The following is a 20,867-nucleotide window of genomic DNA, read 5'->3' on the forward strand; positions in this document are numbered from 1 at the left end:
ATCCTCTACGGCCGCCCGGTCACCGCTTTCCCGCACGTGCGGCGCGAGTTGACCGACGCGTACGTCCGGCTCGTCGGCATGAAGCTGTTCAGCGACCGCGCCGTCGACTACTTCCGCACCGCGGGCCCCGAGGACCGTCGCTACCTCCTCTTCAACCCGATGACGAAGATGAAGGTGACCACCGAGGGCGAGAAGGTCATCGACCTGATGTGGGACGTCATCGCCGCCAAGGGCTTTGAGAAGGACAACTACTTCGCCCAGGCCGCCGTCGAGATCCGCGGCCTGCCCAAGCTTGAGGGCACCGTCCACGTCAACCTGGCGCTGATCCTGAAGTTCATGCGCAACCACCTCCTCGACCCGGCCGCTTACGAACCCGTCCCCACCCGCCTGCATGCGGCCGACGACGACTTCCTCTTCCGGCAGGGCCCAGCCCGCGGTCTCGGCTCGGTGCGCTTCCACGACTGGCGGCCGGCCTTCGAGGCGTACGCCCACCTGTCCAACGTCGCCCAGTTCCGCGAACAGGCCGATGCACTCTGCGAGTTCGTCCGCACCGCCGCTCCTGACGATGAGCAGAGCCGGGACCTCGACCTGCTCCTGGCCGTCGGGCAGCTGTTCGCGCTCGTCGTCCACGGGCAGCTGGTCCTGGAGCAGGCAGCCCTGGCGGGCTGCGACGAGGACGTACTCGACGAACTGTTCGCCGTCCTCGTGCGGGACTTCTCCGCGCACGCTGTCGAACTGCACGGCAAGGACTCCGCGACCGAGGAGCAGCAGCTGTGGGCTCTCGGCGCCGTCCGGCGCCCGGCCGTCGACGGGGCGCGCTCGCAGCGCGTCTGGCAGCGCGTCGAGGCTCTGTCGGGTGCGTACGAGATGATGTCCTGAGACCTGACGCGGCCTTGGACCGCCTCGCGCAGTACAGCGGCCGTCGCCGTACTCCGCGAGGCGATCGCGCGCACCCGTGGTACTTCGCCGGCCAGCCGGATGGCCGGGCCACGTCGAAGTCGTACGGGTTGCCGAAGACCTCCTCGTCGCGGTTGCCGGTGCACTACCAGGCGCCCGCAGCACCCCTCAGCTCCGTGCGTCGGCAAGCAAATCCGACATCGACAGTGATCACGGCAGCAAGCGAAGCCCGGCACCGCAGGGCACCCGTGGTCATCGCGAGCAGTCGGCGCGACGCCGCGCTGATCAGCTCGGCGTCGTTGGTCAGCCGGGGGGGCATTTCCGCGAGCAGTCTGTCGAGGACGACGCCCTGACCGAGCCGGTGCGCCCGCAGCATCGCGGTGACGGGCGTGCCGTGTCGGGCCAGCCGGCGTGCGCGGTCCGCGTCGGCCGGCGGCGGTTCGATGTCGCTCGGCTCGATGCCGAGCTCCAGTCCGGCCAGGACGCCGACGACGTGTTCGGCGATGTTCTCGGAGGTCATGCGGGCGAGGTCCGGGGCGCTCCACAGCTCGGGAACCTCACGCCTCAGGCGCCGCGTCACATCCGCGATCAGCTCGTCCGCTCGCGGGGCGAGCTCACGCGCGGCACGGGACATGAGACCGTCGGCGGTCAGCTCCACACTGTCGACGTTACGCCGCACGGGAGGCTCGTGAGCCATCAGGCGCCGACGAGCCTCCGGTGCGGGACGGCGCGCATTCCGGGCCGTCAGCCGGCGGCTGCCGCCACCCCGGCGTGTGCCACTGCCGCCAGGGTCAGAACGGCTGCGGGCAGTGCCCTCACCGGCGGGTCGCCGTGGCGCAGGTGAACCACCGTTGCCGCGGCCATGAGCAGCGCCAGCCCGACGGCGGCGGCGACGCCGAGCGGGGCTGAAGCCAGTCCGAGCAGCAGCCCGGCGGCTCCGGCCACCTCCAGCGTGCCGATGACGCGGTACAGGTCCGGTGACATGCCGAGGTGCGCGGCCGCCTGGCGCATGAACGGCACGGCGGCGATCTTCGCCAGGCCCAGGGGGAGGAAGACCAGAGACAGTGCGACGGCGAGGGTGGTCTGTGCGGTTGTCATGCCGACCGGGCCCGGCGTTCGGCGCCCAGGCGGGCGTAGTGGTCGATGAGGTCGGGCGCGTCCACCGCCGCGGGGTTGACGACCTGCTCGACGGGAGCGCCCTGGAGCAGGCGTTTGACCGGGACCTCCAGCTTCTTGCCGGTGCGGGTGTGCGGGATCCCCGGCACTGCGAGGATTTCGTCGGGGACGTGCCGGGGCGAGGCGCCGGTGCGGATGGCGTCGCGGATCCTCTCGCGGAGGGTGTCGTCCAGGGTCACGCCGGCGGCGGGGACCACGAAGAGCGGCATCCAGTAGCCGCCGTCGGGTTCCTCCGCGCCGATGACCAGGGCCTCGGTGATCTCGGGGAGGCGTTCGACGACGTCGTGGATGTCGGCGCTGCCCAGGCGGACGCCGTTGCGGTTCAGCGTGCTGTCGGAGCGGCCGTGGACGATCACCGAGCCGTGGCCGGTGAGCGTGATCCAGTCGCCGTGCCGCCAGACGCCGGGATAGGAGGAGAAGTAGGCCTCGCGGTAGCGGGTGCCGTCGGGGTCGTTCACGAAGTACAGCGGCATCGACGGCATGGGGCGGGTGACGACCAGTTCGCCGACTTGGTCGGTGACCGGGTGGCCCTCGGGGTCGTACGCGGCCAGGGCCACACCCAGGTGGGGTGCGGACAGCTCCCCGGCCCAGACAGGGGTGTTGGGCGCGCTGCCCGCGAAGCCGGACACCACGTCCGTGCCGCCGCTGATGGAGGCCAGGAGCACCCGCTCCCCCACGTGGTCGCGGACCCAGGGGTAGGCGGAGGCCGGCAGGGTCGAGCCGGTGCAGCCGACCACGCGGATCGACGTCAGGTCGTGCCCGGAGGGGTCGATGCCGAACTTGGCCATGCCCAGCAGGTACTGGGGGCTGGTGCCGAAGACGGTGACCCGGTGGCGGGCGGCCAGTTCCCACAGGACGTCGAGCTTGGCGAAGGGTGCCGGGCTGCCGTCGTAGGTGCAGGTCGTGGCGCCGGTCAGGAGGGTGGAGGCGACCAGGTTCCACATCATCCAGTGGGTGGTGGTGTACCACAGGAGGCGGTCGCCGGGGCCGAGGTCGGAGTGCAGGCCGAGGGTCTTCAGGTGCTCCAGCAGCACGCCGCCGTGGCCGTGGACGATGCCCTTGGGCAGGCCGGTGGTGCCGGAGGAGAACACCACCCACAGGGGATGGTCGAACGGCACCGGCGTGCAGGCGAGTTCCTCGGTGCGGGTGGCCGCGTCCTCCCACGGGACGACCAGCGACGGGTACGTCTGCGACGGCCAGGGCAGGCCGACGTGGTCCACCAGCAGGGTGGCCTTCAGCGTCGGCAGTGCGCGGGCGAGGTCGAGGGTGGCGTCGCGGCGGTCGTGGGTGGTGCCGTTGAAGAGGTAGCCGTCGGCCGCGATCAGGACGGTGGGTTCGAGCTGGGCAAGGCGGTCGGCGGCCGCCTTGGGCGCATAGTCCTGCCCGCACACCGACCACACGGCGCCCAGGCTCGCTGCGGCGAGGAACGCGACGATCGCGTGCGGGGTGTTGGGCAGGTAGCCGACGACCCGGTCGCCCTTGCCGACACCCAGGTCGCGCAGGGTGGCGGCCACGGAGGCGACCAGGGCACGTAGCCGCTCGCCTGTCACCTCGTACCCGGAGCCGGTCTCGTCGAGGGCGATGATCGCCACGTCGTCGTCCCCGACGTTGCGCAGGGCATGGTGGGTGTAGTTGAGGGTGGCGCCGGGGAACCAGCGGGCGCCGGGCATGCTCTCCTCGGCGAGGACCTGCTCATAGGGGGTGTCGGCGTCGATGTCGAAGTACTGCCACACCGCGCCCCAGAAGCTCTCCAGGTCGGTGACCGACCAGTCGTGCAGGGTGGTGTAGTCGGCAGGATCGATACCCTGCCGCCGGGTGAAGTCCGCGATGCGGCTGCTCGCGACAGCCTGCGGATCAGGCGTCGTGAAAGGCTCCGGCCTGGTCATCGTATGGCGCTCCTCAACAGGCTTTTCTCGGCGGTCCGTCGGGGTGGGAGGGGGCTGTGCGTGGTGTGCAGGAGGGCCGCCCAGGCGGCGGTGTCGGTGAAGTCGCGGCCACCGGCCGGGACGACGTCCATGACCACGCGGTCGGGGCGCAGCAGTACGGCGTCCGCGCGTCCGGCGCGCAGCCAGGCGGCGAGCGTGCCGTCGTCATTGAGGTCGGTCACGGGAACCGCGCGTACGCCGAGGCCGTGGGCGAGCGCCGTCAGCGAGGGCCCGGGTTCGGTGGCGGTCAGGACGGTGAAGGAGTCGCCGAGCAGCTCGTCGAGACGGGTATGCCGTCCGCCGACGCTCACCCACGGTTGCGGGCAGTGAGTGCCCACCAGGCCCCGGCGGACTTTGCGCCGCACGAGCGGCCCGGCGGGCAGGGGCGGGCTGAGGTCGCGGCCGGCCAGCTCGGTCAGGCCGGGTATGCGGCAGGCCGCGGCCAGGAGCCTGCGGCGGATCGCGGCGGCGCCGTCCTGGCCGCCGGTCATGGCCCAGCCCATGGCGACCGCGAGCCGGATCACATGCCGGGCGTGCGGCTTGCGTTCACTCTCGTAGGTGTCCAGCAGCCGCTCATCACCGCCCTGTTGGAGGACGCGGGCGAGCTTCCAGCTGAGGTTGTAGGCGTCCCGCATACCCGAGCACAGCCCCTGCCCGACGAACGGCGGGGTGAGGTGGGCGGCGTCGCCGAGCAGGAAGACCCGTCCGCTGCGCCAGCGGTCGGCGACGCGCGCCCGGAAGGTGTACCGCGTCTCGCGGACGATCTCGAAGTCCCCATCGTACGAGGGTGGCAGCCACGGGGCGACCAGCTCGCGGACCGTCTCCTGCCCGTCCTGGAGCCGGAACTCCCAGCGGTAGCGGTCCTCGCTCACCCGCATGAAGGTGGCCGGCCGGTCCGGGTCGCAGACCTGGTCGACGCCCTCCCAGCAGCGGACGGCGGCGTCCGTCCGGACGTCGATGACGGTCCAGCGTTCCTCGAAGCGCAGGTCTTCCCAGACGGCGCCGATGGCTTCGCGGGTGAGGCTGTTGGCGCCGTCGCAGCCGAGGACCGCGTCGGCCCACAGCTCGTGCTCGCCGTGGTCGTCGCGGTAGGTGACCCGCACGGGGCCGGTGGTGTCCGGGCCGATGCCGGTGACCTCCACGCCACCCCTGAGCTCGCATTCCGGGCGCCGGGCCAGTGCGTCGCGCAGCACGCGTTCCAGCTCGGGCTGGTCGAACATGCTGGTCTGCGGATAGCCGTGCAGGCCGTGCTCGGAGCGCCGGAACTCGGCCATCACCCGGTGCCGGGCGTCCAGCAGCCGCAGCCCGTTCGCCGGGCGGGCGATCGCGGTGAACTCCTCGCCGACGCCCGCGGCCTGGAGGATCCTGCGGACCTCGTCGTCGGTGGCGACGGCGCGCGGGAGCGGGTAGACGTCCTGGTGGCGTTCGAGGACGACACTGCGGATTCCGCGACGGGCCAGGAGGAGGGCGGCGGTCACGCCCACCGGTCCGGCGCCGACGATCACGACGGGCACACGTGTGGCTTCATCGACGGTCATGTGCGGCTCACCTCGGGTGTTAGTTCGCGTCCGCGACCGGCGTGCGCTGCTCGCCGAGGTCGATCCGGCCGTCCGGGGTCGCGATCGTCGCCGTGATCACGTCACCCGGGTTCAGGTAGTGCGGGTTCTTCGCCTGGCTCTTGAAGAACGCCTTCCACTTCACGGCGGGCGGCAGCAGCGCGCCGATCTTCTCGACCGGCTTCGGCGGGGCCTTGAGGGCCGTGCCGCCGGGGGTGCCGGTGAGCAGCAGGTCGCCGGCGTCGAGGGTCTGGAAGCGGGCCAGCAGGGTCAGGGCCCGTGCCGGGCGGACGATCATGTCGGTGAGGGTGCGGTCCTGGCGCAGCTCGCCGTTGACGCTCAGCTTCAGCCGCAGATCGAGGAGACGGGTGAAGTCCTCCGGCTCCAGCAGGGCCAGGTACGGCCCGGTCGGTGTGAAGGTGGGGTACGACTTGCTCTCGTAGAACTGTGTCTTGGTCAGCTGTACCTCACGGGCGCTGACGTCGTTGGTGATCACCAGCCCGGTGACGTACGAGGGCAGGTCCCGCTCCTCGACGACCGTGCCGACGGGCAGGGACGCGCCCATGACGAGGCCCAACTCGATTTCGTAGTCGAGGAACTTCACGTGCGCGGGGCGGACGACGGCCTCGCCGGGGCCGCTGACCGAGCCGGACGCCTTGCGGAAGAAGGCGGGCGGGATGTCGCCGGTGAAGCCCGAATCGCGGGCGTGGCTGCGGTAGTTGACCATCTGGGCGACCACCCGGCAGGGCGTGGTGACCGGCGAGAGCGCGACCAGGTCGGCCACGGGCGTGCCCGGCTCGCCGGAGGCGGCGGCCTCACGGACGGCGGCGCGATCGGCCACCAGTTCGGCGGTGGTCACAGCCTTGGTCTCGACAGGGACGGCCCGGTCGCCGCGGACGACCCACCAGCCGTCGGTGGTGCGCAGGACATTGGTGCTCATGACATGGCTCTCTGTGAAGGGGGTCAGGAGTTGGCGGCCTTGAGCAGGCCGAAGAGTCGTGAGGGGTCCATCTCGTTGTCACCGCGCAGGGCCTTGATGACGTCGCGGACCCGCTGCGGGGAGGGACTGGCCCCGAGGAAGTCGCGGGTGGCGGGCGGGCCCCACTGGGCCAGGCCGCTGGTCGACATGGGCGCCCAGCCGGGCTCGACGTCGCAGGAGAACAGGTCGCCGTCGGCGAAGTGCTCCAGCATGAAGTGGTCGGGGTCGCGCCAGTAGTCGAAGAGCTGGCTGCCCTGGATGTGCCGGCCGATGCCCCAACTGCGCTTGTATCCACGCTCCTTGAGGTACTCGCCGCCGGCGGCGATGGAGTCGAGGTCGGTGACCTGGTAGGCGGAGTGGACATAGCCCGTGCCCGGCCCCAGGTGCATGGCCAGGGTGTGGTGGTCGGCCGGCACGCTGCCCAGGTCGCAGCGGATGAACGCCATCGTCGGGCCGCGGTCGCGCTGCCCGTCCAGGAACAGGAAGTCGGACACGATCATGCCGAGGGCGTCCAGGTACCAGTCCAGGGCCCGGCCGAACACGCGGGTCTCCAGGACCACATGCCCAAGACGCTGGATGCGGGAGGGCTCGCGCGGCGGGCGCTGCGTGGCGTTCGTACGACGGTGATCCGTGCCGAAGTTGAGGAGCAGCGGCTGCTGTTCCGGCAGCGCGGGGAGTTGTTCGCCGCAGTGCACGACCCGCACCGGGAGGCCCGAGGGGTCGAGCAGGTCGACCACCTTGCCGCCGCCGGGAGCGTCGGCATCCTGTACGAACGATCCGGTGGCACGGGCCAGCCGGTCCAGGTCGGCCCGTTCGGCGGCCCGGAACGCCGGGCCGATGAAGCGGGACGTGCGCCCCTTGCGGATCACCATGCAGGGTGAGCCGGCGAAGGTGCCGCGCAGCCACAGCTCCCGCTCGGTGCGGGTGGCGATGCCGAACCCGAAGTCCCGGGCGAAGACCTCGGCGCGGTCCAGGTCGGGCTTCTCGAACTCCAGCCAGGCCAGGTCGGCCACCTTGATCACCGGGTTCCGGGAGCGGCCGGGGTGTTCGCCGCGCAGGGCGCCCTGCGCGCTGTGGAGGTCCTGGTGGGCCGTGATGACGTCGGCCCCGTTGACGCGGATTTCAGACATGGTGCCCTCCGAGCAACATTGCCGTAATGAGGAAATCATCAACTGTGACAGTTCTATCGTCAAGATGTTTCGCGGCAGGGAATGATGAATTCATCAGGACTGCGATCCTGATCGTCCCGACGGTTAGACTCTGCGCATGCCTACGTCAGCCCCGCCCAGCAACCGGTTCGAGCGGCGTCGCGCGGAGACCCGCAGGGCTCTTGTGCGAGCGGCCCGGCAGATACTCGCCGAGACCGGGGACACGAGCGCCAGCATCCAGACGATCGCCGAGCGCGCGGATGTGGGCTTCGGCTCCTTCTACAACCACTTCGACTCCAAGACGGAGTTGTTCGAGACGGCGGTGGTGGACGCCCTGGAGGAGTTCGGCCAGAACTACGACGAGCGCCTGGCCGGGATCGACGACCCGGCGGAGCTCGTCGCGGCCGGCTTCCGGCTCAGCGCCCGCATGTCCGACTCCCACCCGGAGCTGATGCAGGTCCTGCGCCGCCGCGGCCTGGGGCACATCCACTCGGACAACGGACTGGCCCGCCGGGCGCTGCGCGATCTCCAGGTCGGCATCGCCTCCGGCCGTTTCACCACCCTCGACCCGGCGGTCGCCCTGTCCGCGCTGGGCGGAACCCTGCTGGCCCTGGTGGAGCTGCGTTTCGCCCGCCCCGAGGTGGACGGCGACGAGGCCGCGATGAACCTCGCCGAGATGGTCCTGCGCATGCTGGGCCTGCCGGCGGACGACGCGCACGAGGTCGCCCGGCGCCCCCTTCCCGACCACGGCTGACGACACCTAGGCGGACGGCGAGTTCGGGCGGAAGGTGACCGAGCGGCCGGTGAAGCGGGCGCCGATCCCGTCCTCCGTGGTGGCGACCGAACGCAGACGGAGCCCCTCGGGAACGTTCTGCAGCGGAATGGGCTCGTCCAGGGCCTTGTCGAGCAGCGACTTCAGCGGAGGAAGCAGTTCGCCCTGGACGGCGCGGACATCCGTGAAGGCGATGCGGTTGCCGCTCGCCGCCGAGACGGCCGCGCTCACGGTCACGTAGCCGACGAGCGGCAGACTGGTCGTCGCGTTGATCCGACCCGACTCGTCGCCCTGCGACACCTCCACGCCGAGCGCGTTCGACAGGTCCGCGTACGACAGGTAGGCGGTCGCCTGAACGCTGCGGGCGTGCGCCTCCTCGGCGTCCCCCGAGGGCTTCAGACCGTCCATCCCGACCGTCAGTGACGTCGGGCACCTCGATCTTCGGGGCGCCGGTGGAGACGGTGACCGGGCCGGCCTGCCCCTTGTTGAGCTCGCCGTCCGCCGGGCTCTGCTCGCAGATGTGGTCTTTGGGCTGGTCGGAACAGGGTTCCCGCTTGTCGACGGTGACGGTGAGGTCGACGTTGTCCGCGGTACGCCGGGCCTCCCCCAGGGTCTGGCCCACCAGGTCGGGCACGTCGACCTTGCCGTCCTCGGCCGAGCCACGCCCGAACATGAACCAGGCGAGCACCAGCGCCGTGACGACGACGGCCACACCGGCAGCGACCAACGCGAAGCCGGTCCTGCGGCGCCCGCGCGGACGCGTCGTTCGCGGATGTGCTGCGCCTGACGATCTACGTGACCCGGTGGAGCCCGGAGAAGATCAGCGACTTCATGGCCGGCGTGGAGGCCGTCGCCGACGAGATCGGACTCCGGCTTCCCATGCCGCCGGCCTCCCTCATCGGCGTCGACCACCTCTTCGAGCCGGACATTCTCGTCGAGGTCGAAGCAACCGCGCTCCTCGGCTGCCCCTTCAGGCGGGCGCCGTCCAGACTCGCCTTGACGCGGCCGCGTGAAAGGGCGGAGGCGGACACCGCTCGCCGTGCACGGACGTCACGCCGCTATTCAACCGATTGGTTGACGAGCCGGAAGCGCGGCCGTAGGCTATTTAACCAATCGGTTGAATATGAGAGGTGTGAGGTGGCCGACGACCGGCTGTCGCTGGTGTTCTCCGCACTGGCCGACCCCACTCGGCGCGACATCGTGGCCCGGCTCGCCGCCGGGGACGCCACCGTCAACGAACTGGCCGAGCCCTACGACGTCACGGTGCAGGCCGTGTCCAAGCACATCAAGGTCCTTCAGGACGCCGGTCTGGTCAGTCGCAGCAGAGACGCCCAGCGGCGGCCCTGCCACCTCGAGGCAGAGGTCTTCGACCTGATGACGAAGTGGATCGAGCGTTATCGGCGCGAGGCGGAGGACCGTTTCCGCCGTCTCGATGCCCTCCTTGAACAGATGGGCGAACAGCCGACGACGGGCACCCCGACGAAAGAGGCGGCATCATGAACACCACCCACAAGCCCCACCGCAACGAGACGCGGATCGTGGCCGACCCGGATCTGCCCACCATCCTGATCATCCGGGAGTTCGACGCTCCGCCGGAGCGGGTGTTCCGGGCGTACACCGACCCCGATCTGGTCGTCCAGTGGCTCGGCCCGCGCCGGCTCACGATGCGGATCGACCACTACGACGCCCGCAGCGGTGGCTCCTATCGCTACGTGCATCACGACGACGACGGAACCGAGTACGGCTTCCACGGTGTGTTCCACGAGGTGCGCCCCAACGAGCGCATCGTGCAGACCTTCACCTATGAGGGCTTTCCGGACGGCGTCAGCCTGGAGACGGCCGTCTTCGAGGACCTCGGTGGTCGCACCCGGGTCACCGGCAAGTCGCTCATGGACTCCATCGAAGCCCGCGATTCGATGCTCAAGAGCGGCATGGATCACGGCGTCCGCGAAGGCCACGAGCGGCTTGACGAGCTGCTCGGCGGCCAGCAGAGCAACAGCGCCGACCGACGCACCGAGACAGGATCTTGATCATGGCGAGAACAGCAGCCGATGAGCACCGCACCGTGGCACGCGCATTCACCGACCGCGTACGCGGCACGGATCCAGGGGCATGGGACAACCCGGCGCCGTGCGAGGGATGGGCCGCCCGGGACGTCGTCCGTCACCTCGTCGAGTGGTTCCCCGCCTTCCTGAAAGCCGGCGCCGGAGTCGAACTGCCGAAAGGGCCCTCGGTGGACGACGACCCGGTGGCCGCCTGGGCGATACACCGCGACGGGGTGCAGGACCTCCTCGACGATCCGGCCACCGCACACAAACTGCTGTCGAACCCGCACATCGGAGAGATCCCGCTGGACCAGGCGGTCGACCGGTTCTACACCGCCGATGTCTTCATGCACACCTGGGACCTGGCACGGGCCACCGGCCAGGACGAACACCTCGATCCCGCCAAATGCGCCCAGTTGCTCGACGGGATGTTGCCCCTCGACGACGTGCTCCGTGCGAGCGGGCAGTACGGACCGCGGGTCGAGGTGCCGGAGAGCGCCGACGTCCAGACTCGCTTGCTCGCCTTCATCGGCCGCAAGCCCTGACGAGGGACACCGTCGGTGGGGCCGGCGCAGGAGCGCGGTGCAGGTACGCCCAACCGCGCGGCGTTGTCGGTGTGTTCCACCGCCTCGTCGTACGCTTCCGCCGACTCCGTCGTGCGGCCGCTGAGCCGTGACACGTTAGGTGGAACCTGGTCACGAGAGTTGGAACCAGTGACTGCGCGCCCTGGAGCAGGGCTCATGGGCTGGCTGCGGCTGTGTATGGATGGGGTGGTGCGGAGGAACCGCGCAGGTCTGCCGTGGTGGCGCCCACCACAACGACGGCGCCGAGGCACAGCAGGCCACCGCTGACGAGGGCTGCTGCTCCCGAGGTGGCGTCTGCGACGAGACCGCCACGCATGTTGCCGATGTCGGGTCCCGCTTGCCCGACGATCTGTTCGGCAGCGCTGACGCGGCCGAGTAGTTCGTGCGGGGTGTGCATCTGGACGACGGTGCTCCGGGAGACGACGGAGACGGTGTCGGCGGCGCCGGCTATGACGAGGAAGGCCAAACCGGCCCATGGGTTGGGCGAGAGGCCGAACAATGTCAACGCTGCGCCCTAGGTGGCGGATCCGAGAGTGCGGGGGTTGCGATGGGCATCGACAGCACGGTGGGTGGTGCCCAGGTCTGTGAGCAGGGCCCCGCGAATGACGGGGGTGCGTGCCAGGAAGGCCAGACCGTCCAGCACTCCGCGCAGGCAGGGCCGTGCGGGCTCGCCCCGGGCTCCATCTTCGGCAAGCCGAACGCACCGCAGAGCGCGGCGATGAAGGTCAGGGCGTCGATCAGGTAGCAGGCGCCGACTCCCAGCCCGCCCACGAGCGATCCGCTCAGTGCAGGAGGTGGGGAATGAAGGTGCGCGAGGCGGGGCCGCTGCCTGCGCCGAAGCAGGACCGGAGTGCGACCAGCCCCAGAACGCCAGCGGCAGGAACATGTCCGAGGAAGCCCTGGAGCGCGAGGAGGAGCGAACACAGGGCTTGCCCGCTGATCACCAGCCCGACGGCACCTGTCCACGTGGTGCTCTTCGTCATCTGGCCAGACCTGGAACGTCACGGCGACGAGTGTCATCTGGCAGCCGATACCGGACAGGGTCTGCCCGATCCACAACCGCCGGAACGGTGGTGACGACCGTAACGGAGTCACGTCGATCAGCATGCGCTTCAGCCCCATGCTGGATCCTCCGCCAGCCTCTCAGCGATCCGGTCGTGGAAACTGCCTGGCATGAGCCCGACACCTGAGCTGACGCAGAAGACCCTGACCGAACGCGGCTTCCGCGGCTTCGTACCGTTCCATGAACTGCCCGACAGCAACGTCCCCACCGGGCACGGAATCTACGTGGTGATCCGCACGGACACCTCGCCCCCGTCGTTCCTCCCCGCCAGCCCTGCCGGACACCTCAAAGGCCGCGATCCGTCCGTGACGGCCGACAAGCTCGGCGATGCCTGGGTGGACGGGGCAACGGTCGTGTACATCGGCAAGGCCGCAGGCCAGGACGGACTGCATCAGCGGCTTGCCGACTACCGCCGCCACGGCACCGGTCTGTTGGCCGGCCATTGGGGCGGTCGCTACATCTGGCAGCTGGTGGACTCGGACGCACTGCTCGTCGCCTGGCGGGCGTTGGCCGAGGACGACGCGGGTGAGGCCGAGCAGGACCTGATCGACGAGTTCAAGGAACTTCACGGAGGAGCTCTGCCCTTCGCCAACCTCAGGAACAACGCCCGAAAGGCTCCAGAGACGGACACCAACATCGACTAATACGAGAATCCCGAGGGTCCGCCGTGCCCGCCCGACCGGGTGGAGGAAGTAGCCGCCTCCCAGGTCTGCGTACTCGATGTCGTTGGTGAACATGTGCCAGGCGTCGATCGAATGTTGCCTTCGCGGGCGACAGTATCTGCCAGGTGAGGTTTCCTAACAAAGGTTCACATACCGGCGTCTCGGTGCCTGCTGGCTGTCAGTCGGGGAGGTTGGTCACAGATCGTCCTGTGGGGCCAGGAGTTGGCCCTGCTGGAAGAGTCTTCGCCATTGGCTGGGGGTGGTGCCGTAGGTCTGGCGGAAGCGGCGTGAGAAGAAGGCGGGATTGGTGAAGCCCCAGTTGCGGGCGACGGCGTCGATCGTGCGGTGCGAGTGTCCGGAGGCTGCGAGGTCGTTACGGGCGCCCTCGAGCCGGCGGCGGATGATCCACTTTTCAAGGCTGAGCCCGCCGTCTTCGCACATCCGGTACAGCGTCCGCACGGACGTGTTGTGCGCCCAGGCATGGATTCGCGGTGTTGGCCGGTGACGGTTATGAGCAGGCCGTTCCTTACCTGCAAAGGGCCCTCAAAGCCCTGCTCGAACCGGGTACACCCGACGACGTGGTCATGGGCGGCTACCAGTTGGGCGCCTGGTTCTCGACCCTGTTGTGGGACAACGACGCCCGTACCGCCCTGCTGGAGCGTGCCGATGGCGTCGCCCGGCGGTGCGGAGCCTTGGGGCATCTCGATGCGGTCCTCTTCTGCGCGGCGATGGCCGAGACCACGCTGGGCCATCTGGCGAGTGCCGACTCTCTGGAGGCCGACGACCAGCAACTCCGGGCGGCGATGGGCACGCCCACCACCCAGTGGGAGCGCTACCAGAACGCCGAGTTGTTGGCCTGGCACGCATCCGACGACGAAGTGGGGGAGGTGCTGCACCAGGCACTTAAGGATGGCCCGCCCGGTGGCGCAGGAACTCATGAGGCAGGACGTGCTGGGGCTGCACTCCCGGCACCTGCCCGCGATCGTCGAAGTGGGCGTCCGGTGCGGGGACCGCAGTCTGGCGTCCGCGGCCTTGCGCACCCTGCTTGCGCGGGCTACGGCCGCGGGCACGCCATGGGCTCTGGGCCCGCTGGCTCGCTCCCAGGCCCTGCTCGCCGGGGCGAATGACGCCGAGCCGCTGTACCGCCGGGCCATCGACCTGCTGTCCGGCACGACTGCCGAAGCCGATCTGGCCATGGCCCACTTGCTGTACGGCGAATGGCTGCGCCGGCGAAAACGCAGCAAGGACGCACGGGCGCCGCTGCGGACGTCCCTGGCCATGTTCCACGCCATGCACGCCGGAGCCTTCGCCACGCGTGCCGCCCGGGAACTGGCCGCCACCGGCGAGCACCCGTCCAAGGCGCCCGAAGGGACACGGGGGCAACTGACCTCCCAGGAGCTGAAGATCGCCTGCCTGGCGGCGGAGGGCGCGACCAACGCCGAGATTGCCGCCCAGTTGTTCATCAGCGCCAGCACGGTCGACTACCACCTGCGCAAGGTGTTCCGGAAGCTCGACGTGCCCTCCCGGCGTCGGCTCGCCCAGGCCCTACGAGGGTGAACGCGCCCACTACGTGCTTCACGTGATGCGGCGGCCTACCGGGCGGGCGAACCATCAGAGGGTCGGAACCATCCCCCTCGGTCGGGAGAAGTCCATGCCTTTCGTCACCGCAGCAGACGGCGCCCAGATCTACTACAAGGACTGGGGAACGGGCCGGCCGGTCATCCTCAGCCACGGCTGGCCGCTGAACTCCGACAGCTGGGAGGCCCAGCAACTGTTCCTGGCCACCCACGGCTACCGCGCCATCGCGCACGACCGGCGCGGCCACGGCCGCTCCACCCAGACGTGGAACGGCAACGAGATGAACACCTACGCCGACGACCTGGCCACGCTGATCGACACCCTGGACCTGCGTGACGCCACCCTGGTCGGTTTCTCCACCGGTGACGGCGAGGTCGCCCGCTACGTCGGCCGTCACGGCACCGCGCGGCTCGCCCAGGTCGTGCTGGTCTCCGCCGTACCGCCGTTCATGCTCTACCACGACCTGGCCGACGGGCCGTTCTTCGGCAACAACCGGCCCGGTGCCGACGTCTCCCCGGGCATCCGAGAGGCGTTCTGGCGCCAGAGCCTGCAAGCCGGGTACCGGGGCGCGTACGAGTGCATCGCGGCCTTCTCCGCCACCGATTTCCGCGCCGACCTGGACGCCATCGACGTGCCCACGCTGGTCATTCACGGCGACGACGACCAGGTCGTGCCCTTCGAGGTCGGCGGCAAGGCGTCGGCCGCCCGCATCAAGAACGCGACGCTGAAGGTCTACCCGGGCGCCCCGCACGGCATCACCGACACCCACAAGGAGCAACTCGGCGCCGACCTGCTGGAATTCCTCAACTCCTGAGCCGACCGACGCCGCTCCGAGCCCTTTGTCGGCACCCGTACGGGTCGGACGTGCAGGGGGCGTCGAGGGGCGGGTCAGCCGGGCCAGGCGCCGGTCAGGCGGCGGATGGCGGTGGCGCCGCCACGGTCGACGGCGGCTTTGACGCCGGCGAAGATCGCTCCTTGCAGGACGGCTGCCGACAGGATCTCGCGCCAGGTGTGGTGCTCGTCGGTGGCGTCGGGGGCGTCTTCTTCGTGTCCGAGCTGTTTCCAGACCTGCTTGAACAGCGCGCCGGCCAGGACGCCGCTGAGGGCGCCCATGGCCATGCCGACCGGCTTGTAGGCGATCTTCGAGGCCTTCATCGGTGCCTCCTGGCGCGGCGGATGAGCAGCAGTGCGATGAGCGCGCCGGCGGCGGCGAGCAGGGGGGTGCGGTTGGCGCGGGCCGCCTGCAGGCCCTGGCCGGCCTTCGCACGTACCGGTTCCGGGGCCTTGTCCCGGGCCAGCTCGCCGAGGTGCGCGGCCTGGTGGCGGACCTGTTCGGTGGCCGCGGTGGCCTTGGCGCGCACCGGCTCGGGGGTCTTGTCCTGCACCGCGTGGGCCGCGTGTGTGGCCTTGTCCTTCAGCTGGGTTGTGACCTGTGCGGTCTTTGCGGTGACCTGGTGTTTGAGTGCCGTGGTCTTCTCCGCCGCGCGGGTCTTGATGTCGGTCTTCGCCGCGAGGGCCTCGACGGTCTCGCCGAGTTCCTCTCGGGTCGCCTCCACCCGCTCGCGCAGTTCCTCGGGGGAAGGCGTGGCCTCATCACGCTGCGGCTTGTCCTCGGTCATCGCCGTGCCCTCTCCTTGATCTCGGCCACATCGGCCTTGACGCTGTCCACCGCCCGCTCGGGGGTGGGTGGGGATGCCTTGCTGACCTGCTGCTTGCCGAGCGCCGCCATCAGTGCGGTGACGGCGGCCAGGACGCCCGTGACGATCAGTGCCGCCACCCACACATCCATAACGAGCGACAGTGCGGCGATCACGGTGGCCACCAGGGCCTGCAGGGTGAGCACCCCCATCAGGCCGGCGCCGCCGAACAGGCCGCCGCCCTTGCCGAACCGCTTGCCCTTTTCGGTCATCTCCGCCTGCGCCAGCCGCATCTCGTCGCGGACCAGCTGCGACAGCTGCTGCGAGGCACGCTGGACCAGGTCGCCCACCGGCTCCTGCGCGCTGCTGCCCGGGCGGGCAGAGTCATCTGCTGTCATGAGTGCTCACCTGTCCTTCATCAGCCCGTCTGATCGGCCGCCCGAGTACCCCGGCAGCCACGCATCACCGCCCGTTAGAAGACCCGTCTCCGCGGCAAATGGGGTGCGGCCCGTACCAGGGCGGCCGCGACCAGCCCGATCACCGCTCCGGCGGCCACGTCGGTGCGCACCGCTGTGCACCCGCTCCGCGGCCACCATCGCCGCCGATATCCCACACGCGGCCCCGGCGGCCGGCCACACCGGCGCGACGGCTCCCGCGAAGCCGAAGGCGGCGGCGGTGTGCCCGGAAGGGAAGGAGGAGCTGTCCGGGCGATCATCAAGTTCCTCCTGCGGGACCCACTCCGATGGCGGGCCGCGCCTGCGGTACAGCGGCTTGGCGACGGAGTTGGACAGCACCTGGACCGTCGTCATGGCCGCCGCAGGAGTGGCGGCCATCGCTGCGGCCGCGGCCCACCACAGCTTGGTGTGCTCGGCCGCCTCCTGCACGGCAGGCGCGACCTGCCGCACCCAGGGCGGCCCCCACGCGATCGCCCGTCTGGCCAGCCGGTGATCCCCGTCGTACAGATCCGCCATCGTCTCCATGATCAGCCGACCTCCCGTTCCAGGGCCCTCGCACACCGGTCTCGGATCGGCTTCGCCGTCGCGGGGACCTGCGCAGCCCAGCGGCCAGGCCCTGGATGAGGCCCGCGGCGGCGGTCCACCGCCTCAGTCAAGGCGGCGGCGGTCCTCCTCGTCCCACTTGCGGGTGTCGCGCGGCTGCACGTACGGCTCCTTCTCGGCCGGGTGACCGCCTGCAACAGCGCGCTGGCGGGCCAGCTCCGCGTCGCACTCCAGGCCGAACAGGATCGCCAGGTTCGTGATCCACAGCCACACCAGGAAGATGATCACGCCGGCGAACGTGCCGTAGGTCTTGTTGTAGGAGGCGAAGTTCGCCACGTACAGCGCGAACCCGGCCGAGGCGATCATCCAGATCAGCAGGGCGACGAAGCTGCCCGGGGTGATCCAGCGGAAGCCGCGCACCCGTGCGTTCGGAGTCGCCCAGTACAGGATCGCAATCATGACCGTGACCAGGAGGATCAGCACCGGCCACTTCGCGATCGACCACACCGTCAAGAACGTGTCCCCGACACCGAGCGCGGTGCCGACCTGGCGGGCCAGGCCGCCGGTGAACACGACGATCACCGCGCTGATCACCGCGAGGACCATCAATACCGCGGTCACACCGACCCGGACCGGCAGCACCTTCCACACCGGGCGGCCCTCGGGGACGTCGTACACGGCGTTGGCGCTGCGGATGAACGCAGCGACATAGCCGGACGCCGACCACACCGCGAGCGCCAGACCCACGATGGCCATGATCGAGCCAAGGCCGGCGTTGCCCTGCATCTGCTTAACCGCGTTACTGAGGATGTCCCGCGCCGCACCAGGGGCGAGCTTCTGGATGTTGTCCAGCACCTGCTGCGTCGCCGACTGGCCGACGATCCCCAGCAGCGAGATCAGCGCCAAGAGCGCCGGGAACAGCGCCAAGATCCCGTAATAGGTCAGCGCCGCCGCCCGGTCGGTCAGCTCATCCTTCTTGAACTCCTTGAGAGTGCCTTTCAGCACCGCCCCCCAGGAGCGCTTGGGCAGATCCGTCGGAGAGTCCGGCGCCTGCCGCTCCACCTGCTCATCCGGCCCGGCACCCGCCTCCCGCGCGGTCTCCACCTCATGGTCGGCCGCCGCGTGCCCGCCGTGCTTTCCATGCCGTTTCAAAGTCCGCACCATTGCGTACGGGTAGCCGGGCACGCAGACCCCACACACGCATTCATAACAAAACGCAAGATTTTTGGGTGTTCAGCTGCAAAGACCGTGACGGCCTCGGCCGCATCGCCATTCCACACCCCACCCGCGACCGGGAACGCCAAGACGGCTGCTGCTGTCCCGACCAACGAGCCGCCAGCCCCGCCGGGCACGGAATAGGCCAGCAGGATCGGTGACACGGTTCTTACCGGCGCCCCTACCTCAAGTGCTCCCCGCGCCCGCAGGCGTACGGCAGGCTCACAACCGGGTCCGCCGCGCGGGGTACACCGTCCGGATCCGCCGTCACCACGACATCCCCGACACCGAGATGACGGCATTGATTGCCAAGGCGGACGAGTGGCGCGACGGCGACTGTGTGATGCTGGAGTGCCACGACGGCCAGGGCGAGCCGAGGGCCCTGCTCAGCTTCGTGCCCTGGGGCAAGCGCGGGCTGTCGCTGGATTCGATGCGCCGCGACCGCGCCTGCGAAAACGGCCTGACGGAGTTCATGGTCGTCGAACTGTCCTGCGCGTGGAGCAGTTCACGCCACCGGCCCTGCCCACACCTGTGCGCCGCACGCGCACCCGCGCATGAACCGCCCGCAGCGCGCCGCCGCACTGCCCGCTCTCACCCGCCGGCCCTGCGCGTCACTCTGATCTTGGACTGGCCGTGCGAGCGCCGCTCCCAGTCCTCCATGAACCGGGCGGCCAGACCATGCTGCGCGGCCAGCGCGATGAGGGTGTCCGTGCGGTAGTAGAAGTCCTCGTGGAGCACGTGATGCTCGCGGCCCTCGGTCCGGTCGAAAGTGAAATCGAAGAAGCCGCCGGGCGCGAGCACCCGGCCCACATGGGACAGGCATTCGTCGATGACCTTCGGCGGCGAGTGGGAGAAGACGCTGTGCGCATGCACGACGGTGAACCAGTCGCGGGGCAGAAAGTCGAAGGTCAGATCGCGGGCAATGGTCAGGCGAGGGAGCTTGTCCTGCAGTCGGTAGCGGACCAGTGTCTTGTTCGCCTCGATGAGGATGTCGGGGGAGATGTCGATGCCGTAGTAGTGGCCCGGTTCCAGGTATTCGATGAAGCGCCACCCCGCCCGCAGGTTGCCGCAGCCGATCTCAAGCATCCGGTCCTGCGGCTTCAGCCCGTGCTCGATCAGGTAGTCGAACTGCATCTGTCCCAGGGCCAGCCATCGCTCCTCCGACGCGCTGCCGACCGCCGCCTGCGCGCTGCGGGCGGTGTCGGAGGCCATGACCGCTCGGTAGTACATGACGTGGTCCCCGTATCTGGCCCGTAGCCAGGCGTCCCGCAGGGCCCGCCGAAGATACGGCGGGATCCGCTGCGGATGCCTTATCGCATACCTGGCCTTGTGGCCGAGACTCGTCCGGTTCTTGAGCAGCCGGGATACCGGCGTCTTCGGCATGGATGTCACCACCTCATCAGTATTCTTCCGCCGGCGGCCATTCCCGGCTCAGACACGTTTTCCACACACGCACAGGGCACAGGAGGTGTGCGCCAGTTGGCCCGCCGGGCCCCGCTCAGAGGTCCTGACAAAGGCGCCGGACATGCCTGTGGCGAGGCCGAGGAAGGCCTCATGGATGTCGTCGCGTCGTTCCCATCGGATGCGTAGGCGACGGAAGCCATGCAGCCAGGCGATCGTCCATTCGACGACGTACCGGAAAGTACCCAGGCCGGAGCCATGGGGCTGCTGGCCCCCTTCGGCGATGACCGGGCGAATGCCGCGCTGCCACAGCAGACGCCGGTGACTGTCCCTTCCCCACGACCAGACCAACGAGCAACCAGGCCGACAGTCACATGATCAACAGCTTCTGTTAGGACTTCTAAGAGTTGACCGACGATTCTTGCCCACGAGGGCCGTGGCGATCACTACCGGCGACAAGCGCGGCCTGCCCTTCGCCGTGGCGCCCTACGACGGGGCCACGCGGATCGTCATGCAGGCCTCCCGCCGCTACGAACAAGCCCGGTCCGTTCTCGGCCCGCAGGAGGACACGGCCCACGGCTGCTTCACCATCGACCTCGACACCCAAGCCCAACAAGCCGTGATCACTGTGCACGACGCCGACGCTCGCGGGGTGACGGAATGCGGGGAGCGGGCTCACCGCCCGGCTGGCGGCTGGCGACGAACAGGGCGGGCCGAAGTGCGAATCCGAGGAGCAGCCCGAGGGTCGTGGCGCCGGTGGCGGCCAACGCGGCCGGCTATGTGCCCTTGGCTCTGGTACCCACGCGCCGCATCCCGAGCCGAAGCGGAGCCGAGCCTGACGGATCGCCACGACCGTCACCGCAAACGGGTTGCACCGCCCTACGACGGGGACGTTCACCCTGCGCCTCCAGTTGGGAGATGAGCGCAACGGCTCCCTACCTCGTGCAGGGGCACGGTTGTGGCGAGCCCAGTGGGTGAACACAGTGTGCTGCTCATTGCCGTGAACGTCGAACATCCGCCCATCGGGGTGCCTCCGCAGGCATCGCTTCCTGAGAATGTCCCGGCGGGGGCTTGGGCGGAGCCTGGGTCAGGGGAGGGAGGCGTCAGTTTGTCGTTCGGCGGGCCGTGTTCTCTCGCCACTCCCGGCCGATCGATCGCATCAGGGCCGGGTACACCCCCAGGTACCGGAAGGGTTTGATGGCCAGCATGTACAGGGAACCGAGGCGGCCGT

At 69.7% G+C, this 20,867-nt stretch carries 22 protein-coding genes and 5 pseudogenes; 10 read left to right on the forward strand and 17 right to left on the reverse strand.

Going from position 1 to position 20,867, the window contains the following annotated elements:
* Positions 1 to 879: acyl-CoA dehydrogenase family protein (locus H4N64_RS41625; protein WP_260860297.1), on the forward strand; the 879-nt coding region annotated here is incomplete at its 5' end.
* A gap of 163 nt (positions 880 to 1,042) precedes the next feature.
* Here H4N64_RS41625 and H4N64_RS41630 read toward each other — a convergent pair.
* From H4N64_RS41630 to H4N64_RS41655, 6 genes are all read right to left on the reverse strand, one after another.
* Positions 1,043 to 1,576: an RsbRD N-terminal domain-containing protein gene (locus tag H4N64_RS41630; RefSeq protein WP_260860298.1), complete on the reverse strand. Its 534-nt coding sequence runs from the start codon at positions 1,574 to 1,576 to the stop codon at positions 1,043 to 1,045.
* Between the two features lie 65 nt (positions 1,577 to 1,641).
* Positions 1,642 to 1,995 (reverse strand): DoxX family protein, encoded by a 354-nt coding sequence (locus H4N64_RS41635; protein ID WP_186287831.1) that lies wholly within the window; start codon positions 1,993 to 1,995, stop codon positions 1,642 to 1,644.
* Positions 1,992 to 3,959, reverse strand: a complete 1,968-nt coding sequence (locus tag H4N64_RS41640) for an acetoacetate--CoA ligase (RefSeq protein ID WP_186287832.1) — start codon at positions 3,957 to 3,959, stop codon at positions 1,992 to 1,994. Before H4N64_RS41640 ends, H4N64_RS41635 begins: the two co-directional genes overlap by 4 nt.
* The gene (mhpA, locus tag H4N64_RS41645) at positions 3,956 to 5,536 is read right to left on the reverse strand and encodes a bifunctional 3-(3-hydroxy-phenyl)propionate/3-hydroxycinnamic acid hydroxylase MhpA (RefSeq protein ID WP_186287833.1); all 1,581 of its coding nucleotides are present in this window, start codon (positions 5,534 to 5,536) and stop codon (positions 3,956 to 3,958) included. The genes H4N64_RS41640 and mhpA overlap by 4 nt, the downstream gene beginning before the upstream one ends.
* Positions 5,537 to 5,555: 19 nt before the next feature.
* Positions 5,556 to 6,494, reverse strand: a complete 939-nt coding sequence (locus tag H4N64_RS41650) for a fumarylacetoacetate hydrolase family protein (protein ID WP_186287834.1) — start codon at positions 6,492 to 6,494, stop codon at positions 5,556 to 5,558.
* A gap of 23 nt (positions 6,495 to 6,517) precedes the next feature.
* Positions 6,518 to 7,663 (reverse strand): VOC family protein, encoded by a 1,146-nt coding sequence (locus H4N64_RS41655; protein ID WP_186287835.1) that lies wholly within the window; start codon positions 7,661 to 7,663, stop codon positions 6,518 to 6,520.
* Between the two features lie 136 nt (positions 7,664 to 7,799).
* On the opposite strand from H4N64_RS41655, the gene H4N64_RS41660 reads away from it, so the two are divergent.
* Positions 7,800 to 8,435 (forward strand): TetR/AcrR family transcriptional regulator, encoded by a 636-nt coding sequence (locus H4N64_RS41660; protein ID WP_186287836.1) that lies wholly within the window; start codon positions 7,800 to 7,802, stop codon positions 8,433 to 8,435.
* 6 nt (positions 8,436 to 8,441) lie between these two features.
* Here the strand turns inward: H4N64_RS41660 and H4N64_RS41665 are convergent, their stop codons facing one another.
* Both H4N64_RS41665 and H4N64_RS46050 read right to left on the reverse strand, forming a co-directional pair.
* Positions 8,442 to 8,861 (reverse strand): DUF2993 domain-containing protein, encoded by a 420-nt coding sequence (locus H4N64_RS41665; protein ID WP_260860300.1) that lies wholly within the window; start codon positions 8,859 to 8,861, stop codon positions 8,442 to 8,444.
* A 127-nt stretch (positions 8,862 to 8,988) separates the two neighbouring features.
* Positions 8,989 to 9,126 (reverse strand): annotated as a pseudogene (locus tag H4N64_RS46050) (PASTA domain-containing protein); the annotation flags it as partial.
* A gap of 74 nt (positions 9,127 to 9,200) precedes the next feature.
* Between H4N64_RS46050 and H4N64_RS44645 the strand changes: the two are divergent.
* The 4 genes and pseudogenes from H4N64_RS44645 to H4N64_RS46060 all read left to right on the forward strand — a co-directional run.
* Positions 9,201 to 9,413 (forward strand): annotated as a pseudogene (locus tag H4N64_RS44645) (RidA family protein); the annotation flags it as partial.
* Positions 9,414 to 9,614: 201 nt separating this feature from the next.
* Positions 9,615 to 9,953, forward strand: coding sequence for an ArsR/SmtB family transcription factor (locus tag H4N64_RS41675; RefSeq protein WP_336246954.1), 339 nt, complete (start codon positions 9,615 to 9,617; stop codon positions 9,951 to 9,953).
* Positions 9,950 to 10,483 carry an SRPBCC family protein gene (locus H4N64_RS46055; RefSeq protein ID WP_186287837.1) on the forward strand — a complete coding sequence of 178 codons (534 nt, stop codon included), beginning with the start codon at positions 9,950 to 9,952 and terminating at the stop codon, positions 10,481 to 10,483. The genes H4N64_RS41675 and H4N64_RS46055 overlap by 4 nt, the downstream gene beginning before the upstream one ends.
* Before the next feature lie 2 nt (positions 10,484 to 10,485).
* Positions 10,486 to 11,043, forward strand: a complete 558-nt coding sequence (locus tag H4N64_RS46060) for a TIGR03086 family metal-binding protein (RefSeq protein WP_186287838.1) — start codon at positions 10,486 to 10,488, stop codon at positions 11,041 to 11,043.
* 193 nt (positions 11,044 to 11,236) lie between these two features.
* Here the strand turns inward: H4N64_RS46060 and H4N64_RS41690 are convergent.
* A pseudogene (locus H4N64_RS41690) lies at positions 11,237 to 12,204 on the reverse strand (MFS transporter).
* Positions 12,205 to 12,255: 51 nt separating this feature from the next.
* Between H4N64_RS41690 and H4N64_RS41695 the strand changes: the two are divergent.
* A complete protein-coding gene (locus tag H4N64_RS41695; RefSeq protein ID WP_260860302.1) occupies positions 12,256 to 12,789 on the forward strand; it encodes a hypothetical protein in 534 nt (177 codons plus the stop codon).
* 213 nt (positions 12,790 to 13,002) lie between these two features.
* On the opposite strand, the gene H4N64_RS41700 is transcribed toward H4N64_RS41695, so the two are convergent.
* A complete protein-coding gene (locus H4N64_RS41700) occupies positions 13,003 to 13,266 on the reverse strand; it encodes a helix-turn-helix transcriptional regulator (RefSeq protein ID WP_336246953.1) in 264 nt (87 codons plus the stop codon).
* A 462-nt stretch (positions 13,267 to 13,728) separates the two neighbouring features.
* Here H4N64_RS41700 and H4N64_RS46620 point away from each other — a divergent pair, with 462 nt between their 5' ends.
* Both H4N64_RS46620 and H4N64_RS41710 read left to right on the forward strand, forming a co-directional pair.
* The gene (locus H4N64_RS46620) at positions 13,729 to 14,364 is read left to right on the forward strand and encodes a LuxR C-terminal-related transcriptional regulator (protein ID WP_186287839.1); all 636 of its coding nucleotides are present in this window, start codon (positions 13,729 to 13,731) and stop codon (positions 14,362 to 14,364) included.
* Between the two features lie 94 nt (positions 14,365 to 14,458).
* Positions 14,459 to 15,199 carry an alpha/beta fold hydrolase gene (locus H4N64_RS41710; RefSeq protein ID WP_186287840.1) on the forward strand — a complete coding sequence of 247 codons (741 nt, stop codon included), beginning with the start codon at positions 14,459 to 14,461 and terminating at the stop codon, positions 15,197 to 15,199.
* Between the two features lie 74 nt (positions 15,200 to 15,273).
* Here H4N64_RS41710 and H4N64_RS41715 read toward each other — a convergent pair whose 3' ends face one another.
* The 5 genes from H4N64_RS41715 to H4N64_RS41735 form a co-directional block, all read right to left on the reverse strand.
* Positions 15,274 to 15,540, reverse strand: a complete 267-nt coding sequence (locus H4N64_RS41715; RefSeq protein ID WP_186287841.1) for a DUF4235 domain-containing protein — start codon at positions 15,538 to 15,540, stop codon at positions 15,274 to 15,276.
* Positions 15,537 to 16,004, reverse strand: coding sequence for a DUF3618 domain-containing protein (locus tag H4N64_RS41720; RefSeq protein ID WP_186287842.1), 468 nt, complete (start codon positions 16,002 to 16,004; stop codon positions 15,537 to 15,539). Before H4N64_RS41720 ends, H4N64_RS41715 begins: the two co-directional genes overlap by 4 nt.
* On the reverse strand, positions 16,001 to 16,420 hold the full coding sequence (locus tag H4N64_RS41725) for a phage holin family protein (RefSeq protein ID WP_186287843.1): 420 nt from the start codon (positions 16,418 to 16,420) through the stop codon (positions 16,001 to 16,003). Before H4N64_RS41725 ends, H4N64_RS41720 begins: the two co-directional genes overlap by 4 nt.
* Before the next feature lie 6 nt (positions 16,421 to 16,426).
* Positions 16,427 to 17,002: a phosphatase PAP2 family protein gene (locus H4N64_RS41730; protein WP_260860304.1), complete on the reverse strand. Its 576-nt coding sequence runs from the start codon at positions 17,000 to 17,002 to the stop codon at positions 16,427 to 16,429.
* 123 nt (positions 17,003 to 17,125) lie between these two features.
* A complete protein-coding gene (locus H4N64_RS41735; RefSeq protein ID WP_186287844.1) occupies positions 17,126 to 18,184 on the reverse strand; it encodes a YihY/virulence factor BrkB family protein in 1,059 nt (352 codons plus the stop codon).
* A 262-nt stretch (positions 18,185 to 18,446) separates the two neighbouring features.
* Between H4N64_RS41735 and H4N64_RS46070 the strand changes: the two are divergent.
* A pseudogene (locus tag H4N64_RS46070) lies at positions 18,447 to 18,722 on the forward strand (phosphatidylglycerol lysyltransferase domain-containing protein); the annotation flags it as partial.
* Between the two features lie 104 nt (positions 18,723 to 18,826).
* Here the strand turns inward: H4N64_RS46070 and H4N64_RS41740 are convergent.
* On the reverse strand, positions 18,827 to 19,618 hold the full coding sequence (locus tag H4N64_RS41740; protein ID WP_186287845.1) for a class I SAM-dependent methyltransferase: 792 nt from the start codon (positions 19,616 to 19,618) through the stop codon (positions 18,827 to 18,829).
* Positions 19,619 to 19,666: 48 nt separating this feature from the next.
* Positions 19,667 to 19,966: pseudogene (locus H4N64_RS46075) on the reverse strand (hypothetical protein); the annotation flags it as partial.
* Between the last annotated feature and the right edge of the window lie 901 nt (positions 19,967 to 20,867).

The sequence above is a fragment of the Streptomyces cupreus genome, from assembly GCF_014257025.1.
GTDB classification, from domain to species: Bacteria; Actinomycetota; Actinomycetes; order Streptomycetales; family Streptomycetaceae; genus Streptomyces; species Streptomyces cupreus.

Coding starts and splice junctions, on each gene's coding strand:
- H4N64_RS41635 (WP_186287831.1), bottom strand. CDS start 1,995: ATGACAACCGCACAGACCACCCTCGCCGTCGCACTGTCTCTGGTCTTC.
- H4N64_RS41725 (WP_186287843.1), bottom strand. CDS start 16,420: ATGACAGCAGATGACTCTGCCCGCCCGGGCAGCAGCGCGCAGGAGCCG.
- H4N64_RS41640 (WP_186287832.1), bottom strand. CDS start 3,959: ATGACCAGGCCGGAGCCTTTCACGACGCCTGATCCGCAGGCTGTCGCG.
- H4N64_RS41735 (WP_186287844.1), bottom strand. CDS start 18,184: ATGGTGCGGACTTTGAAACGGCATGGAAAGCACGGCGGGCACGCGGCG.
- H4N64_RS41710 (WP_186287840.1), top strand. CDS start 14,459: ATGCCTTTCGTCACCGCAGCAGACGGCGCCCAGATCTACTACAAGGAC.
- H4N64_RS41730 (WP_260860304.1), bottom strand. CDS start 17,002: ATGGAGACGATGGCGGATCTGTACGACGGGGATCACCGGCTGGCCAGA.
- H4N64_RS41655 (WP_186287835.1), bottom strand. CDS start 7,663: ATGTCTGAAATCCGCGTCAACGGGGCCGACGTCATCACGGCCCACCAG.
- H4N64_RS41660 (WP_186287836.1), top strand. CDS start 7,800: ATGCCTACGTCAGCCCCGCCCAGCAACCGGTTCGAGCGGCGTCGCGCG.
- H4N64_RS41715 (WP_186287841.1), bottom strand. CDS start 15,540: ATGAAGGCCTCGAAGATCGCCTACAAGCCGGTCGGCATGGCCATGGGC.
- mhpA (WP_186287833.1), bottom strand. CDS start 5,536: ATGACCGTCGATGAAGCCACACGTGTGCCCGTCGTGATCGTCGGCGCC.
- H4N64_RS41720 (WP_186287842.1), bottom strand. CDS start 16,004: ATGACCGAGGACAAGCCGCAGCGTGATGAGGCCACGCCTTCCCCCGAG.
- H4N64_RS46055 (WP_186287837.1), top strand. CDS start 9,950: ATGAACACCACCCACAAGCCCCACCGCAACGAGACGCGGATCGTGGCC.
- H4N64_RS41695 (WP_260860302.1), top strand. CDS start 12,256: ATGAGCCCGACACCTGAGCTGACGCAGAAGACCCTGACCGAACGCGGC.
- H4N64_RS41665 (WP_260860300.1), bottom strand. CDS start 8,861: ATGGACGGTCTGAAGCCCTCGGGGGACGCCGAGGAGGCGCACGCCCGC.
- H4N64_RS46060 (WP_186287838.1), top strand. CDS start 10,486: ATGGCGAGAACAGCAGCCGATGAGCACCGCACCGTGGCACGCGCATTC.
- H4N64_RS41740 (WP_186287845.1), bottom strand. CDS start 19,618: ATGCCGAAGACGCCGGTATCCCGGCTGCTCAAGAACCGGACGAGTCTC.
- H4N64_RS41650 (WP_186287834.1), bottom strand. CDS start 6,494: ATGAGCACCAATGTCCTGCGCACCACCGACGGCTGGTGGGTCGTCCGC.